The sequence below is a fragment of the Geojedonia litorea genome (assembly GCF_042654525.1).
Classification (GTDB): domain Bacteria; phylum Bacteroidota; class Bacteroidia; order Flavobacteriales; family Flavobacteriaceae; genus Geojedonia; species Geojedonia litorea.
Genome location: NZ_JBHSGP010000005.1, coordinates 203,012 through 217,732, shown reverse-complemented (window position 1 = coordinate 217,732; position 14,721 = coordinate 203,012). Strand labels below are relative to the sequence as shown.

At 36.7% G+C, this 14,721-nt stretch carries 9 protein-coding genes; 8 read left to right on the top strand and 1 reads right to left on the bottom strand.

All coding sequences use genetic code 11. From position 1 onward, the window contains the following. Window positions 1-118 precede the first annotated feature (118 nt). The gene (purL, locus tag ACFO5O_RS02940) at window positions 119-3,793 is read left to right on the top strand and encodes a phosphoribosylformylglycinamidine synthase (RefSeq protein ID WP_387960802.1); all 3,675 of its coding nucleotides are present in this window, start codon (window positions 119-121) and stop codon (window positions 3,791-3,793) included. Window positions 3,794-3,819: 26 nt separating this feature from the next. Here the strand turns inward: purL and ACFO5O_RS02935 are convergent, their stop codons facing one another. After that, window positions 3,820-5,559 carry a chondroitinase-B domain-containing protein gene (locus tag ACFO5O_RS02935; RefSeq protein ID WP_387960800.1) on the bottom strand — a complete coding sequence of 580 codons (1,740 nt, stop codon included), beginning with the start codon at window positions 5,557-5,559 and terminating at the stop codon, window positions 3,820-3,822. Window positions 5,560-5,952: 393 nt separating this feature from the next. Between ACFO5O_RS02935 and ACFO5O_RS02930 the strand changes: the two genes are divergently transcribed. The 7 genes from ACFO5O_RS02930 to ACFO5O_RS02900 all read left to right on the top strand — a co-directional run bounded on the left by ACFO5O_RS02930 (window position 5,953) and on the right by ACFO5O_RS02900 (window position 14,719). Then, window positions 5,953-7,725 (top strand): AMP-dependent synthetase/ligase, encoded by a 1,773-nt coding sequence (locus ACFO5O_RS02930; protein ID WP_387960798.1) that lies wholly within the window; start codon window positions 5,953-5,955, stop codon window positions 7,723-7,725. A 155-nt stretch (window positions 7,726-7,880) separates the two neighbouring features. Beyond that, the gene (locus tag ACFO5O_RS02925) at window positions 7,881-8,273 is read left to right on the top strand and encodes a hypothetical protein (RefSeq protein ID WP_387960796.1); all 393 of its coding nucleotides are present in this window, start codon (window positions 7,881-7,883) and stop codon (window positions 8,271-8,273) included. Window positions 8,274-8,411: 138 nt separating this feature from the next. Next, window positions 8,412-8,867, top strand: a complete 456-nt coding sequence (locus ACFO5O_RS02920) for a MarR family winged helix-turn-helix transcriptional regulator (protein WP_387960794.1) — start codon at window positions 8,412-8,414, stop codon at window positions 8,865-8,867. A gap of 2 nt (window positions 8,868-8,869) precedes the next feature. Next, window positions 8,870-11,263 (top strand): 3-hydroxyacyl-CoA dehydrogenase/enoyl-CoA hydratase family protein, encoded by a 2,394-nt coding sequence (locus tag ACFO5O_RS02915; protein WP_387960792.1) that lies wholly within the window; start codon window positions 8,870-8,872, stop codon window positions 11,261-11,263. Between the two features lie 44 nt (window positions 11,264-11,307). Beyond that, window positions 11,308-11,655 carry a four helix bundle protein gene (locus tag ACFO5O_RS02910; protein WP_387960790.1) on the top strand — a complete coding sequence of 116 codons (348 nt, stop codon included), beginning with the start codon at window positions 11,308-11,310 and terminating at the stop codon, window positions 11,653-11,655. A 42-nt stretch (window positions 11,656-11,697) separates the two neighbouring features. Next, window positions 11,698-12,888, top strand: coding sequence for an acetyl-CoA C-acyltransferase (locus ACFO5O_RS02905; RefSeq protein WP_387960788.1), 1,191 nt, complete (start codon window positions 11,698-11,700; stop codon window positions 12,886-12,888). 22 nt (window positions 12,889-12,910) lie between these two features. Then, window positions 12,911-14,719, top strand: a complete 1,809-nt coding sequence (locus tag ACFO5O_RS02900; protein ID WP_387960786.1) for an acyl-CoA dehydrogenase family protein — start codon at window positions 12,911-12,913, stop codon at window positions 14,717-14,719. The last annotated feature ends 2 nt before the right edge of the window (window positions 14,720-14,721 follow it).

Genomic DNA, 14,721 nt, shown 5'->3' with positions numbered 1-14,721 from the left:
CACTTAAAGTTAATAAATGCGTGAATAACTATTTCATTTTAGGACACATTTAAAATTTAGAATAGAATGAAAAAATAGTAAATTTGCACTTTCAAAACAACACACAAACTACGACATAATGATTCATTTCTTTGGAAACGTAAACAGCAAGGTATTTGCCGTTCAAACAACAAAAGAATTATCAACCGAAACCATTTCAAAACTGACCTGGTTATTTGGCAACCAGCCAAAACTAGAACAAGCATCTCTCGATGCTTTTTTTGTTGGCCCGCGTGCTGCGATGATTACGCCTTGGAGCACCAATGCTGTTGAAATCACACAAAACATGGGTATTTCTGATATTATTCGCATCGAAGAATTTGAAGCTGTATCTCAAGATTTCAAAGCATTTGATCCCATGATTTCAGAAAAATTCAACGGATTGAATCAAGAATCATTTACCATAAACATTGAGCCTGAACCTATTTTGAATATTGAAGACATTGCTGCTTACAATAGTCAAGAAGGCTTATCTTTAAGTGACGAAGAAGTGGAATATCTAGAAGGCGTTGCCAAAAAAATTGGAAGACCTTTGACCGATTCAGAAGTGTTTGGGTTTTCACAAGTAAACAGCGAACATTGTCGCCATAAAATTTTCAATGGCACCTTTGTAATCGATGGTGTAGAAAAGCCTACATCGCTTTTTAAAATGATTAAGGAAACTTCAAAACAACATCCTAACGCTATTGTTTCAGCATATAAAGATAACGTCGCTTTTATACAAGGGCCAAGAGTCGAACAATTTGCACCAAAAACTGCAGATAAACCAGACTTTTATCAAACACAAGATTTTGATTCGGTGATTTCTTTAAAAGCCGAAACCCATAACTTTCCAACCACTGTTGAACCTTTTAATGGAGCTGCAACAGGTTCTGGAGGAGAAATTCGCGATAGATTAGCGGGTGGAAAAGGTTCTTTACCACTTGCAGGAACTGCAGTTTACATGACATCGTATTCGCGTTTGGAAGCAAATCGCCCATGGGAAGATGACATGGCCGAACGTCCTTGGTTATATCAAACTCCAATGGATATACTCATCAAAGCAAGTAATGGTGCTTCAGATTTTGGCAACAAATTTGGTCAACCTCTTATTTGTGGTTCGGTTTTAACCTTTGAACATGAAGAAGATGCTAGAAAACTTGGTTTTGACAAGGTTATTATGCAAGCTGGCGGCATTGGTTACGGTAAGGCAGATCAAGCTTTAAAAGACACCCCAAAAACTGGGGACAAAGTGGTTATTTTAGGTGGTGAAAATTATAGAATTGGAATGGGTGGCGCGGCAGTTTCCAGTGCAGATACTGGAGAGTTTGCTTCTGGTATTGAGTTAAACGCTGTACAACGCTCTAATCCAGAAATGCAAAAGCGTGCTGCTAATGCAGTTAGAGGTATGGTGGAGAGCGACGATAATTTTATTGTATCCATACACGATCATGGCGCTGGCGGGCACTTAAATTGTCTTTCAGAATTAGTTGAAGATACAGGAGGCCATATTGATTTAGATAAATTGCCAGTTGGCGACCCTACCCTTTCAGCAAAAGAAATTATAGGCAACGAATCTCAAGAACGCATGGGATTAGTAATCGCCGAAAAACATCTTGAAATTCTTCAAAAAATTGCTGACCGTGAACGGTCACCCATGTACACTGTTGGTGATGTAACAGGAAACCACCGCTTTACGTTTGAGTCTAAAACCACGGGTAACAAGCCTATGGATTTAGCCATGGAAGATATGTTTGGCAGTTCACCAAAAACAATTATGACAGACAATACCGTCCAACGTCATTATGCTAATGTTACTTATAACAAAGAGAAATTCTACGACTATTTAGATCAGGTTTTACAACTAGAAGCGGTTGCATGTAAAGACTGGCTCACCAACAAAGTAGATCGCTGTGTTGGTGGTAAAGTTGCCAAACAACAGTGTGTTGGCCCCTTACAGATTCCTTTAAATAACGTTGCTGTTATGGCTTTAGATTTTAAAGGTAAAGAAGGTGTTGCAACTTCTATTGGTCACGCTCCTATTTCTGGGCTGATTAATCCAGCTGCTGGAAGTAGAAATGCGATTACTGAAGCTTTGACGAACATTATTTGGGCTCCTTTAAAAGAAGGTTTAAAGAATGTGTCTTTATCGGCTAACTGGATGTGGCCTTGTAAAAACGAAGGTGAAGATGCCCGTTTATATGAAGCAGTTCAAGCCGTCTCGGAGTTTGCTATCGATTTAGGGATAAACGTCCCAACAGGAAAGGATTCGCTTTCTATGAAGCAAAAATACCCCAATGACGAAGTCATTGCACCTGGGACTGTCATTATTTCTGCAGCAGCTAATTGTATCGATATTAATAAAGTCGTGGAACCTGTTTTCCAAAAAGATGCGGGCCCTATTTATTATATTAACCTTTCTCAAGACCTATTTAAATTAGGTGGTAGTTCATTTGCCCAAATCGTTAATAAGATTGGAAATGAAACTCCAAATGTTCAGAATGCGGCATATGTTAAGACTGTATTCAATACCATTCAGCAATTAATTGTTGATGAACAAATTGTTGCTGGACACGATGTCGCTTCTGGCGGATTGATTACCACCTTATTAGAATTGTGTTTTGCTGATAACCAATTAGGAGCAGAACTAGATATTACGGCTTTAGCCGAAAAGGATTCATTTAAAATCTTATTTGCTGAAAACGCTGGTTTAGTTATGCAATCTAAAGATGCGTCAATTGAGACAGCCTTTGCTGAGGCGAATATTGAATACTTCAAAATAGGTAAAGTAACTAATTCTGATGTATTGAGCATCATCAACGGAACCGATGTGTTTACCATGACCGTTTCGCGTTTACGTGATATGTGGTACAAAACCTCCTTCCTACTCGACCAAAAACAAACCGCTAATGGTTTAGCCCAAGACCGTTACAACAATTATAAAAACCAACCGCTTAAATTCACCTTTCCTAAACATTTTACAGGCAACCTAACCAATATGTTGTCCGGTCGAGCGGAGTCGAGACCTCGCCCAAAAGCCGCCATCCTCCGCGAAAAAGGCAGCAACTCCGAACGTGAAATGGCGAACGCCATGTACCTTGCCGGTTTTGATGTTAAAGATGTTCACATGACCGATTTAATCTCTGGTCGTGAAACACTTGAAGATATTCAATTTTTAGGAGCTGTTGGTGGCTTTTCTAATTCTGATGTTTTAGGCTCTGCTAAAGGTTGGGCAGGTGCTATCAAATTTAATGAGAAAGCAAATGAAGTCATCAATAATTTCTTTAAGCGCGAAGACACCTTATCAGTTGGGATTTGTAATGGCTGCCAATTGTGGATGGAACTTGACCTCATCAATCCTGAACATGAAGTGCACGGAAAAATGACTTACAACGATTCACACAAACATGAGAGCGCCTTTACTTCGGTGAAAGTTCAAGAAAATAATTCGGTAATGCTATCAACACTTTCTGGTACAACTTTAGGGGTTTGGATAAGTCATGGTGAAGGGAAATTTAGTTTACCTTATTCAGAAGAAGATTACAATATTGTTGCCAAATATGGTTATGCTGATTATCCGCACAACCCTAATGGATCTGATTTTAACACGGCCATGTTGTGCGACAAAACAGGACGTCATTTGGTTACGATGCCTCATATAGAACGCTCGACATTCCAATGGAATTGGGCCAGCTATCCAAAAGGAAGAAAAGATGAAGTATCACCTTGGCTAGAGGCATTTGTAAATGCCAGAAAGTGGATTGAAAACCACTAACCTTAAAAGCATTGAAAATTATAAATTTACTTTATAATTTGTTTGGTTATGCCTTGAACCCTAATGAAATAAGTGCCTTTAGTTAAACGACTAAGGTTAATTATTCCTTTAGAAGATTCAAAATAATTTTTCAATACAGTTCTGCCCAATACATCTAAAACCTCAACGGTTTCTAAATTTTGGTGCTTCAAGGATAGATTTAAATATCCATCTTTAATTGGTACAGGATACATCATTAAATCTTCGGTGGCTAATGAAGCATCAGAAACAGACAAGGTGTTGGCCCCAAAACCTATCGCGACTCCAACGTCGGATTGTTTATAAGGTTTTCCTGTTCCATTAGACCCGAACTCTTCAGCTCCAGCATCAAAGTTAACCGGTCTTGGACCACCAGTAATATCTTCTGTTAAAAACAAATAACTTCCCAGACCAGCATCAATAGCCACGCTACCTCCAATTAATCTATAAAAATCTGTACTTGAATTAAGTAACCCTGAACCGACATCATTATTACCATTGGTTCCAGTGGTGATATCCCAAGTACCGTTTTGCTTAATGTTACCTTCATATTTAGAAGAAGTCCCAGTTGGAGCTGTAACGACTTGAATGGCCCTGCTCGTGTTTTCGTAGATTATATTATTGGCAATTACCAAATTTTCTGGAGCAAGCGTCAACTCACTGTTTATTTTAGTACCAATCCTCAACCCGTAATCGCAATTTACAAAGGTATTATTGATTATGGTTGTGTTTTTAACCTGATAATATTCATTCAAAGCACTACTAGGTTTTCCATTAGAAACATTAATGCCACCTGTACCATTAGATAACGAATTGTCGGCCTTTCTAGAATTAACGCCTTCTATATAATTGTTATAAATGAGATGGTTCTCACCAATAACTCGAATACCACCTGTTAAGGCATTGCCGTTGGCGAAAAAGAAATTATTATAAACCTCACAGCCATTTCCATGCCTTAAGGTCAAAGTCCCCTGATAGTCTTCAAATGTGTTGTTGTAGTATTTGTTATTACCACTTTTGTTCGAAATCACCTCAATTTCTCCACTAAAATCATAAAAATAATTGTTATAAACTTCTGTATATGAATCAGACAATGATGTAGAACTACTACCAATTCTAATGGCATCCTGATCATTTAAATCATTCACAGCTCCAACCGGAATACGACCTGCAAAATAATTATGATGGATTTTATGATAATTGGCCATTGTTGAGCTTCGGTTGTCGTTTATAATACTTCCAACACCATGCTTATTAAGAAATGAACAATAACTCACTTCGTTGTATTGCCCTCTTAGCAAAATCCATTTAAAAACTTCAGTTTGCTGACTTAAAGTACCATTATAGGCATCTATCTTCACATTAGTTACCTTACAATTATTGCAATCAGTACTCGAGGCTCTAAAATCAATTACCGGTGTACTTGTGGTCAGTCCCGACGGGTTTCGAAATATTACCCCTTCAAAGTAAATGTATTGACCTCCCATTTTAACATACGAATTTCCTTCAAAAAATACACTTCCAGGCGTTTGTGCTTTTATGGTAATTGGATTGGCCGTTGTTCCATTTTTATTGATACTAATCTGAACGTTAGTCCATATTTTATCGGCTAAAATTATGGTGGTACCAGCAGTTGCATTCGTAATCGCCGTGTTAAGTTCTGCATTAGAATTGACTAATTGGGCTGAGACCGATAAGGAATAAAAAAGAGTAATACTCAATACGTAATTTGTAATTTCTCTTGTCATGGCTGTTGCATTTTTTTGCAAATAAAACTATTTACAATTAATATACAATAAGGCTAAGATATTATTATGATTTCCGTTAAAAAACCATATTTTTTTTTAATTATTTACTTAATTTTTAATCAATAAACCCTAATTCATTCTCACTAAAGGAACTCTTATTAAATAATTAATTAAGAATTAACCCATACCTCATAAAAAGTTACGTGCCTCTACTACAATTATTAAAATATAAAACACTATTGTAAAAAAAATAAGAATCTGTGCTAAAAAATAGTAGTACAGCTAAATCATTTAAAAGAAGCAACAGCTTAATTTACAACTCCTTTTTTATATTCATATTTGAAAGTCTTGTTTTATTTGCTATTTTGGTGGTCTTCAAAAGAGAAAAGATAAATGACTGATATTACACGCCTTTTTGATATTCCTTATTATCAATTGGAAACTTACAACTTACAAAATGCATTTACCACCAAATATGATGGTGAATGGAAATCTATTTCAACTCAAGAATACATTGACCAATTTAATAAAATCAGTCGTGGATTATTGCGATTAGGAGTTCAACCTAATGATAAAATAGCCGTAATATCTTCAACAAATAGAACCGAATGGAATATTATGGATATGGGAATCCTTCAAATAGGCGCACAAAATGTTCCTATATACCCTACCATATGTAAAGAAGATTATGAATACATCCTTAACCATGCAGAGGCAAAATATTGCTTTGTGTCGGATATAGAAGTATTAGAAAAATTAAATGCCATAAAAGGGAATACAAAATTACAAGGAGTATACACCTTTAATCAAATTACGAATGAACAGCATTGGACCGAGGTTTTAGATCTGGGAGCAGATCCTTCTAATCAAAACGATGTAGATTCTCGTAAAGCAAAAGTTAACCCTCATGATTTAGCGACCCTAATTTATACTTCTGGTACTACCGGAACACCTAAAGGCGTCATGCTTTCACACAATAATCTGGTTTCAAATGTATTAGACAGTGAAAAGCGAGTTCCTTTTGATTATGGAAAATCAAAAGCCTTGAGTTTTCTTCCTATTTGCCATGTTTTTGAGCGTATGATCCTCTACCTCTATCAATTTTGCGGAGTAGAGATTCATTTTGCAGAGTCAATAGAAAAAATGAGTGATAATATAAAGGAAGTTCGGCCTAACGTAATGACTGCCGTTCCCAGACTTTATGAAAAAGTGTATGATAAAATTATCGCCAAAGGAGAAGAACTAACAGGCATTAAAAAGAAACTGTTTTTTTGGGCTGTTGATTTAGGTATTAAATATGAGCCCTACGCTGCCAATGGCTGGTGGTATGAGCTTCAATTAAAATGGGCACGTAAACTCATTTTTAGTAAATGGAAAGAAGGGCTAGGTGGCAATTTAGACCTTATGGTATCAGGAAGTGCAGCGCTTCAACCTAGACTTACCAGAACATTTGCTGCGGCCAACATGCCAATAATGGAAGGTTATGGTTTAACAGAAACCTCACCTGTAATATCTGTAAACGATCAAAGACATAAAGGCTTTAAAATTGGTACGGTAGGTAAAATCATAGACAATGTTGAAGTGAAAATTGCAGAAGACGGTGAAATATTAGTCAAAGGCCCTAATGTTATGCTTGGCTACTATAAAGATCCTAATAAAACAGCCGAGGTTATGACAGGCGAGTATTTTCATACCGGAGATATTGGAGTAATTGATGAAGAAGGATTTCTTAAAATTACTGATCGTAAAAAGGAAATGTTTAAAACTTCAGGTGGTAAATATGTAGCACCGGCTATTATCGAAAATCAACTAAAACAATCTCGTTTTATTGAACAAGTCATGGTGATTGGTGAAGGTGAAAAAATGCCTGCCGCTTTAATTCAGCCCAATTTTGAATTTATTGCTGATTGGATTATAAAGAATCAAATCTCAATGAATACCGACATCGCATCTATTGCATCTTCTAATGTCATTAAAGATAGAATTCAAAAAGAAATAGATGTGACTAATAAAAACTTTGGGAATTGGGAACAAGTTAAAGCCTTTGAATTAACTCCCGAGATATGGAGTGTAGAAAAGGGCCACCTCACCCCTACTATGAAAATGAAACGTAAAATTATAAAGGAAAAATACATTGACCTTTATAACAAAATTTACCAGCAATAGTTGACTCTTGTAGTCAAATTAATAAATCAATTCTAAAATTTTCTTTATTTAGTTTTAAGAACCAAACTATCGATTTATCAATTTTATTGTCATTTTTTTAACACTTTCATAATTTTTTAATATTTTTAGTGCACTAACTAATAATTTTAAAACTTATGAAAACAAAAAACTTTTTGGTTTCCGGTATTTCCGGTGGTATTGCTGACTTTTTATTGGGTTGGCTTTTTTATGGAATTATTTTTAAAGATACATTCCCTCAACCTGAAGAAAGTTCAAACACTATGCTTATGATATTTTTAGGCTGTATGACGTTTGGATTGTTTATGGCATACATTTTTACCAAATGGGCTAATATAACTACTGCAGGAGCAGGTATAAAAGCAGGCGCCACTATAGGTCTGTTTATAGGCTTATTTTATAACTTTTTTGGTCTAGCAATGACACCAGACCTAACAATGCAATTGGCAGCATTAGATGTTGGTATTTCCATAGTCATGTCTGCTCTTATTGGTGCAGTCGTTGGCGCCGTAAATGGCAAGTTGGGATAAAACGAATTTATTTTTACATATTAAAACCACCTCATTTGAGGTGGTTTTTTTATACAATGTTAATGTCTAAAACTTTTTACTAATTTATTATGCACGCATAGTATTTTTTCATATATTTGAAATCCTAAAAACAACCAAATGAAGGAAAAAACCATTGATTACATTTTCAGAACCACATGGTTAGCTATAAACAAGATGTACAATGAAGAGGCCGCTCAGTTTGAAACTACCATGGCTACCGGATTTGCACTCTTAAGTATTGATCAAGAGCATGGCACACCATCCACTTCATTGGGTCCTAAAATGGGCATGGAAGCTACGAGTTTATCAAGAACTCTAAAAACCATGGAAGAAAAAGGATTAATTGAACGTAGACCAAATCCAGAAGATGGCCGAGGCGTTATTATTCATTTAACCGATTTTGGCAAAGAAAAACGAGCCTATTCAAGAGAAAAAGTGCTCACGTTTAATGAGGCCGTCAAAAATAATATTAGTGCCGAAGAATTAGCAAGCTTTCACAAAGTAGCTGAAGTGATTAATAATATGATTGCGAATAAACAGATTTATAATCAAAAAGAAAATAGCTTAAAATAATTATGAGCAAACGAATAATTAAAAAAGTAGCAGTAATAGGTTCAGGGATCATGGGCAGTGGTATTGCTTGCCATTTTGCCAACATTGGTGTTGATGTCTTGTTACTCGATATTGTCCCAAGAGAGTTAAATGACACTGAAAAAGCAAAAGGTCTAACTCTAGAAGACAAATCTGTTAGGAACAGATTAGTGAACAGCTCATTACAAAGTGCTTTAAAATCGAAACCCTCTCCTATTTACCATCAAAAATTTGCAAGCAGAATTACAACTGGCAATTTAGAAGATGATATTTCAAAAGTATCTAAAGTTGATTGGATTATTGAAGTTGTTGTAGAACGACTAGATATCAAAAAACAAGTTTTTGAAACTTTAGAAAAACACAGAACACCTGGTACATTAATCACCTCAAACACTTCAGGAATTCCAATTCAGTTCATGAATGAAGGACGAAGTGACGATTTCCAGAAGCACTTCTGTGGCACACATTTTTTCAATCCAGCGCGTTATTTAAAATTATTTGAAATCATTCCTGGTCCAAAAACATCGCCAGATGTTTTGAATTTCTTAAATGAATATGGCGAAAAATTCCTTGGAAAGACCTCCGTGATCGCAAAAGATACGCCAGCCTTTATAGGAAACAGAATTGGAATCTTTGGAATTCAATCCTTATTCCATCAAGTAAAAACAATGGACCTAACCGTTGAAGAAGTTGATAAATTAACGGGGCCAGTTATTGGTCGTCCAAAGTCGGCAACGTTTAGAACTGTAGATGTTGTAGGTCTAGATACATTAGTACATGTGGCTAATGGGATTTATGACAATTGCCCTAATGATGAAGCTCATGAGCTGTTCAAACTACCCCATTTCATCAAAACAATGATCGAAAACAAATGGTTAGGAAGTAAAACGGGACAAGGTTTTTATAAAAAGGAAGGCAAGGATATTAGAACCCTTGATCTTAATACTTTAGAATACCGCGATAGAAAGTCGGCAAAATTTGCCACTTTAGAACTTACCAAAACTGTCGATAAAGTGATCGATCGCTTTCCTATTTTAGTGAATGGCAAAGACAAGGCCGGAGAATTCTATCGAAAAAACTTCGCTGCTATGTTTGCCTATGTCTCTAATAGAATTCCAGAAATCACAGATGAGCTTTATAAAATTGACGATGCCATGAAAGCTGGATTCGGGTGGGAACATGGACCTTTTCAAATTTGGGATGCTATTGGTGTTGAAAAAGGAATCGAGATAATGAAATCTGAAGGTCTAGAACCTGCATCATGGGTAACTGACATGCTCGTATCAGGAAATAAATCATTCTACACTGTAAAGGAAGGTGCCACCTATTTTTACGATATACCTAAAAAAGCACAAGAAAAAATACCAGGACAAGACGCTTTCATTATTCTAGACAATATTAGAAAATCAAATGAAGTATTTAAAAATTCTGGGGTAGTTGTTGAAGATTTAGGTGATGGTATTTTAAACTGCGAATTCCAGAGCAAGATGAATACCATAGGCGGTGACGTCTTAGCCGGATTAAACAAAGCTGTTGATTTGGCAGAAAAAGATTTTCAAGGTTTAGTAATCGGTAATCAGGCAGCAAACTTCTCGGTAGGTGCAAATATTGGTATGATTTTTATGATGGCTGTCGAGCAAGAATATGACGAACTCAATGCTGCTATCAAGTATTTTCAAGACACCATGATGCGAATGCGTTACTCATCTATCCCTACAATTGCAGCGCCTCACGGTATGGCATTAGGCGGCGGATGTGAACTGTCTATGCATGCCGATAAAGTAGTTGCTGCAGCAGAAACCTATATAGGCTTGGTTGAGTTTGGTGTTGGCGTAATTCCTGGCGGTGGCGGATCAAAAGAAATGGCACTTCGCGCACAAGACACCTTTAAAAAAGGTGATATTGAATTAAATACCTTACAAGAGTATTTCCTAACCATCGGAATGGCTAAAGTATCTACTTCGGCTTACGAAGCTTTCGATTTAGGCATTCTTCAACAAGGAAAAGATACTATAGTCGTTAATAAAGATCGACAAATAGCTACAGCAAAAGCTTATGCCAAATTAATTGCTGAACAAGGCTATACCCAACCCGTGAAAAGAACCGACATTAAGGTTTTAGGCAAACAAGCTCTTGGAATGTTCTTAGTTGGTACAGATTCTATGGAGGCTAGTCATTACATTAGTGAACATGATCAAAAAATCGCTAATAAATTAGCCTATGTTATGGCAGGTGGAGATTTATCTGAACCAACACTTGTAAGCGAACAATACTTATTGGATTTAGAGCGCGAAGCTTTTTTATCACTTTGTACAGAACGAAAAACTTTAGAACGAATTCAACATATGTTAAAAACAGGGAAACCGCTTCGCAACTAAATGTTGCTAGTATTAAGTAGTAAGTATTGAGTATTTAGATTGCTATGCATAAAGTAGAAGATTTAAAAATATGGAATAAGTCAATAGAATTAACTAAAGCTGTATATCTGCTGGTTTCAGATTTACCAAATGATGAAAAATACGGTTTAAGTTTCCAAATAAAAAGATGCTCTGTTTCAATTCCTTCAAATATAGCAGAAGGTGCCGGAAGAAATTCCAATAAAGAATTTAAACACTTTTTGAGTATAGCAAATGGTTCAACTTACGAATTACAAACCCAATTAATATTATTAACAGAATTAAATTTGATAACAAAAGAAAAAGTACAACCTGTAATTGAAAAATGTATTGAAATACAGAAAATGAATTATACATTTCAACAAAAACTTTAAATCTCAATACTAATATCTCAATTCTCAATACTATAAATTAAAATGAAACAAGCATATATTGTAAAAGCATATAGAACCGCTGTAGGCAAAGCACCTAAAGGACTTTTTCGGTTTAAAAGAACCGACGAATTAGCTGCCGAAACCATCAAATACATGATGAATGAGCTGCCTAATTTAGACAAAAAACGAATTGATGATGTTATCGTAGGTAATGCTATGCCCGAAGGTGCCCAAGGCCTTAACATGGCCCGATTTATTTCACTTATTGGTTTAGATAGCGTAGACGTTCCAGGCGTTACTGTAAACCGATTTTGCGCATCAGGGATTGAAACCATTGGTGTTGCTACGGCAAAAATACAAGCCGGTATGGCCGACTGTATTATTGCAGGTGGAGCAGAAAGTATGAGTGCAGTGCCTATGACTGGGTTTAAACCAGAGTTGAATTACGACACAGTTAAAGCAGGTCATCCCGACTATTATTGGGGCATGGGTAATACCGCCGAAGCCGTCGCAAACCAATTCAAGGTATCTCGCGAAGATCAAGACGAATTTGCATATAACTCCCACATGAAAGCTTTAAAAGCACAGGCAGAAAAGCGTTTTCAAGATCAAATTGTTCCCATTGACGTTGAGCAAATATTTATTGATGATAATGGTAAAAAGGCCACTAAAACTTATACAGTTACCAAAGATGAAGGCCCTAGAGCAGGTACAAATCTAGAAGCATTAGCAAAATTGCGTCCAGTTTTTGCGGCTGGTGGAAGTGTTACCGCTGGAAACTCCTCACAAATGAGTGATGGTGCAGCTTTTGTAATGATAATGAGTGAAGATATGGTTAAAGAGTTAAACCTTGAACCCATAGCACGACTAGTAAATTATGCTGCAGCAGGAGTCGAACCTAGAATAATGGGTATTGGCCCTGTTAAAGCAATTCCAAAAGCCTTAAAACAAGCGGGGCTTCAACAATCCGATTTAGAACTTATAGAACTTAATGAAGCTTTTGCTTCACAATCTATTGCAGTTATTAGAGAATTGAACTTAAATCCAGAGATTATAAATGTAAATGGCGGTGCCATAGCATTAGGTCATCCTTTAGGATGCACAGGAGCAAAATTGTCGGTGCAATTGTTTGATGAAATGCGTAAACGCAATATGAAAGGTAAATATGGAGCCGTAACCATGTGTGTAGGAACTGGACAAGGCGCCTGCGGAATATTTGAATTTTTAAATTAAAAACTAATACATTATTTAAGTAATGGAAGCAACAGAAAAAGAAATTTTACGTGGAGGCCAATTTCTGGTTAAGGATACAATCTGCGAAGACGTTTTTACCCCCGAAGATTATTCGGAAGAACAAAAAATGATGAAGGAAGCAGTGATGGAATTCAACGAGCGTGAAATCATTGCACACAAGCCACGATTCGAAGCAAAAGATTTTGCCTTAACTGAAGAAGTTATGCGCAAAGCCGGTGAATTAGGCTTTTTAGGGGTAGCAGTCCCAGAAGAATATGGCGGATTAGGGATGGGTTTTGTTTCTACCTGTTTAACCTGCGACTACATCTCTAGTGGTACTGGATCTTTTAGTACAGCCTTTGGAGCGCATACCGGCATTGGTACCATGCCCATTACATTGTATGGTACCGAAGAACAAAAACAAAAATACGTACCAAAATTGGCAACGGGAGAATGGTTTGGAGCATACTGTTTAACTGAACCTGGAGCAGGATCAGATGCCAACTCTGGCAAAACCACAGCTACCCTATCTTCTGACGGAACATCCTATAAAATAAACGGACAAAAAATGTGGATATCAAACGCAGGATTTTGCCGTTTAATGATTGTTTTTGCTCGTATTGAAAATGACAAAAACATTACTGGATTTATCGTAGAATATGATAAAGACAACCCTAATGGAATTACTTTAGGTGAAGAAGAACATAAACTAGGCATTCGTGCCTCATCTACACGACAGGTATTTTTTAACGATACTGTTGTGCCCGTTGAAAACATGTTGGCAGGCCGTGGTGAAGGTTTTAAAATTGCTATGAACGCTCTTAATGTTGGTCGAATTAAGTTAGCAGCCGCCTGCTTAGATTCTCAACGTAGAATTTTAACAACAGCAGTGCAATATGCTAATGAGCGTAAACAGTTTAATACGCCCATATCAGAATTTGGCGCTATTAAAGTTAAGCTAGCCGAAATGGCAGCTAGTGCCTACGCCGGAGAATCAGCAACTTATCGTGCTGCCAAAAATATTGAAGACCGTATTGCTTTAAGGCAGGCTGCAGGCAACTCACATCAGGAAGCCGAGCTTAAAGGTGTGGAGGAATATGCGATTGAATGTTCTATTTTAAAAGTCGCAGTTTCAGAAGATGTTCAAAACTGTGCAGACGAAGGCATACAGATTTTCGGTGGTATGGGATTCTCTGAAGAAACACCTATGGAAGCCGCATGGAGAGATGCACGTATCGCACGTATTTATGAAGGCACTAACGAAATCAATCGTATGTTAGCGGTGGGCATGTTAGTTAAAAAAGCTATGAAGGGTCATGTGGATTTATTAGGTCCGGCACAAGCGGTTCAAGAAGAACTAATGGGAATTCCATCGTTCGATACTCCAGATTATTCTGAATTGTTTTCTGAAGAAAAAGATATGATCAAGAAACTGAAGAAAACTTTTTTAATGGTTGCCGGAGGTGCGGTTCAAAAGTTTGGACCAGATTTAGAGGAACACCAACAACTTTTAATTGCAGCTGCTGATATATTAATAGAAATTTATCTCGCAGAATCAGCGATTTTAAGAACTGAAAAAAATGCCAAGCGCTTTGGAGAAAAAGAGCAATCGGCCCAAATAGCAATGGCAAAATTATATTTATATCACGCTGTTGATATTGTTGAAGAAAAAGGCAAGGAAAGTATTATTTCGTTTGCCGAAGGCGATGAACAACGCATGATGCTTATGGGATTAAAGCGCTATACCAAATACGCTAACTATCCTGATATAGTTGATTTGCGCAAAGAAATTGCCGAAAAAGTAAAAGCAGAAAATAAGTACTGTTTTTAAAC

Bases quoted from the DNA above. Each gene is read 5' to 3' on its own strand.
- ACFO5O_RS02935 (WP_387960800.1), bottom strand. From the start codon at position 5,559: ATGACAAGAGAAATTACAAATTACGTATTGAGTATTACTCTTTTTTAT.
- ACFO5O_RS02930 (WP_387960798.1), top strand. From the start codon at position 5,953: ATGACTGATATTACACGCCTTTTTGATATTCCTTATTATCAATTGGAA.
- ACFO5O_RS02915 (WP_387960792.1), top strand. From the start codon at position 8,870: ATGAGCAAACGAATAATTAAAAAAGTAGCAGTAATAGGTTCAGGGATC.
- purL (WP_387960802.1), top strand. From the start codon at position 119: ATGATTCATTTCTTTGGAAACGTAAACAGCAAGGTATTTGCCGTTCAA.
- ACFO5O_RS02920 (WP_387960794.1), top strand. From the start codon at position 8,412: ATGAAGGAAAAAACCATTGATTACATTTTCAGAACCACATGGTTAGCT.
- ACFO5O_RS02925 (WP_387960796.1), top strand. From the start codon at position 7,881: ATGAAAACAAAAAACTTTTTGGTTTCCGGTATTTCCGGTGGTATTGCT.
- ACFO5O_RS02910 (WP_387960790.1), top strand. From the start codon at position 11,308: ATGCATAAAGTAGAAGATTTAAAAATATGGAATAAGTCAATAGAATTA.
- ACFO5O_RS02900 (WP_387960786.1), top strand. From the start codon at position 12,911: ATGGAAGCAACAGAAAAAGAAATTTTACGTGGAGGCCAATTTCTGGTT.
- ACFO5O_RS02905 (WP_387960788.1), top strand. From the start codon at position 11,698: ATGAAACAAGCATATATTGTAAAAGCATATAGAACCGCTGTAGGCAAA.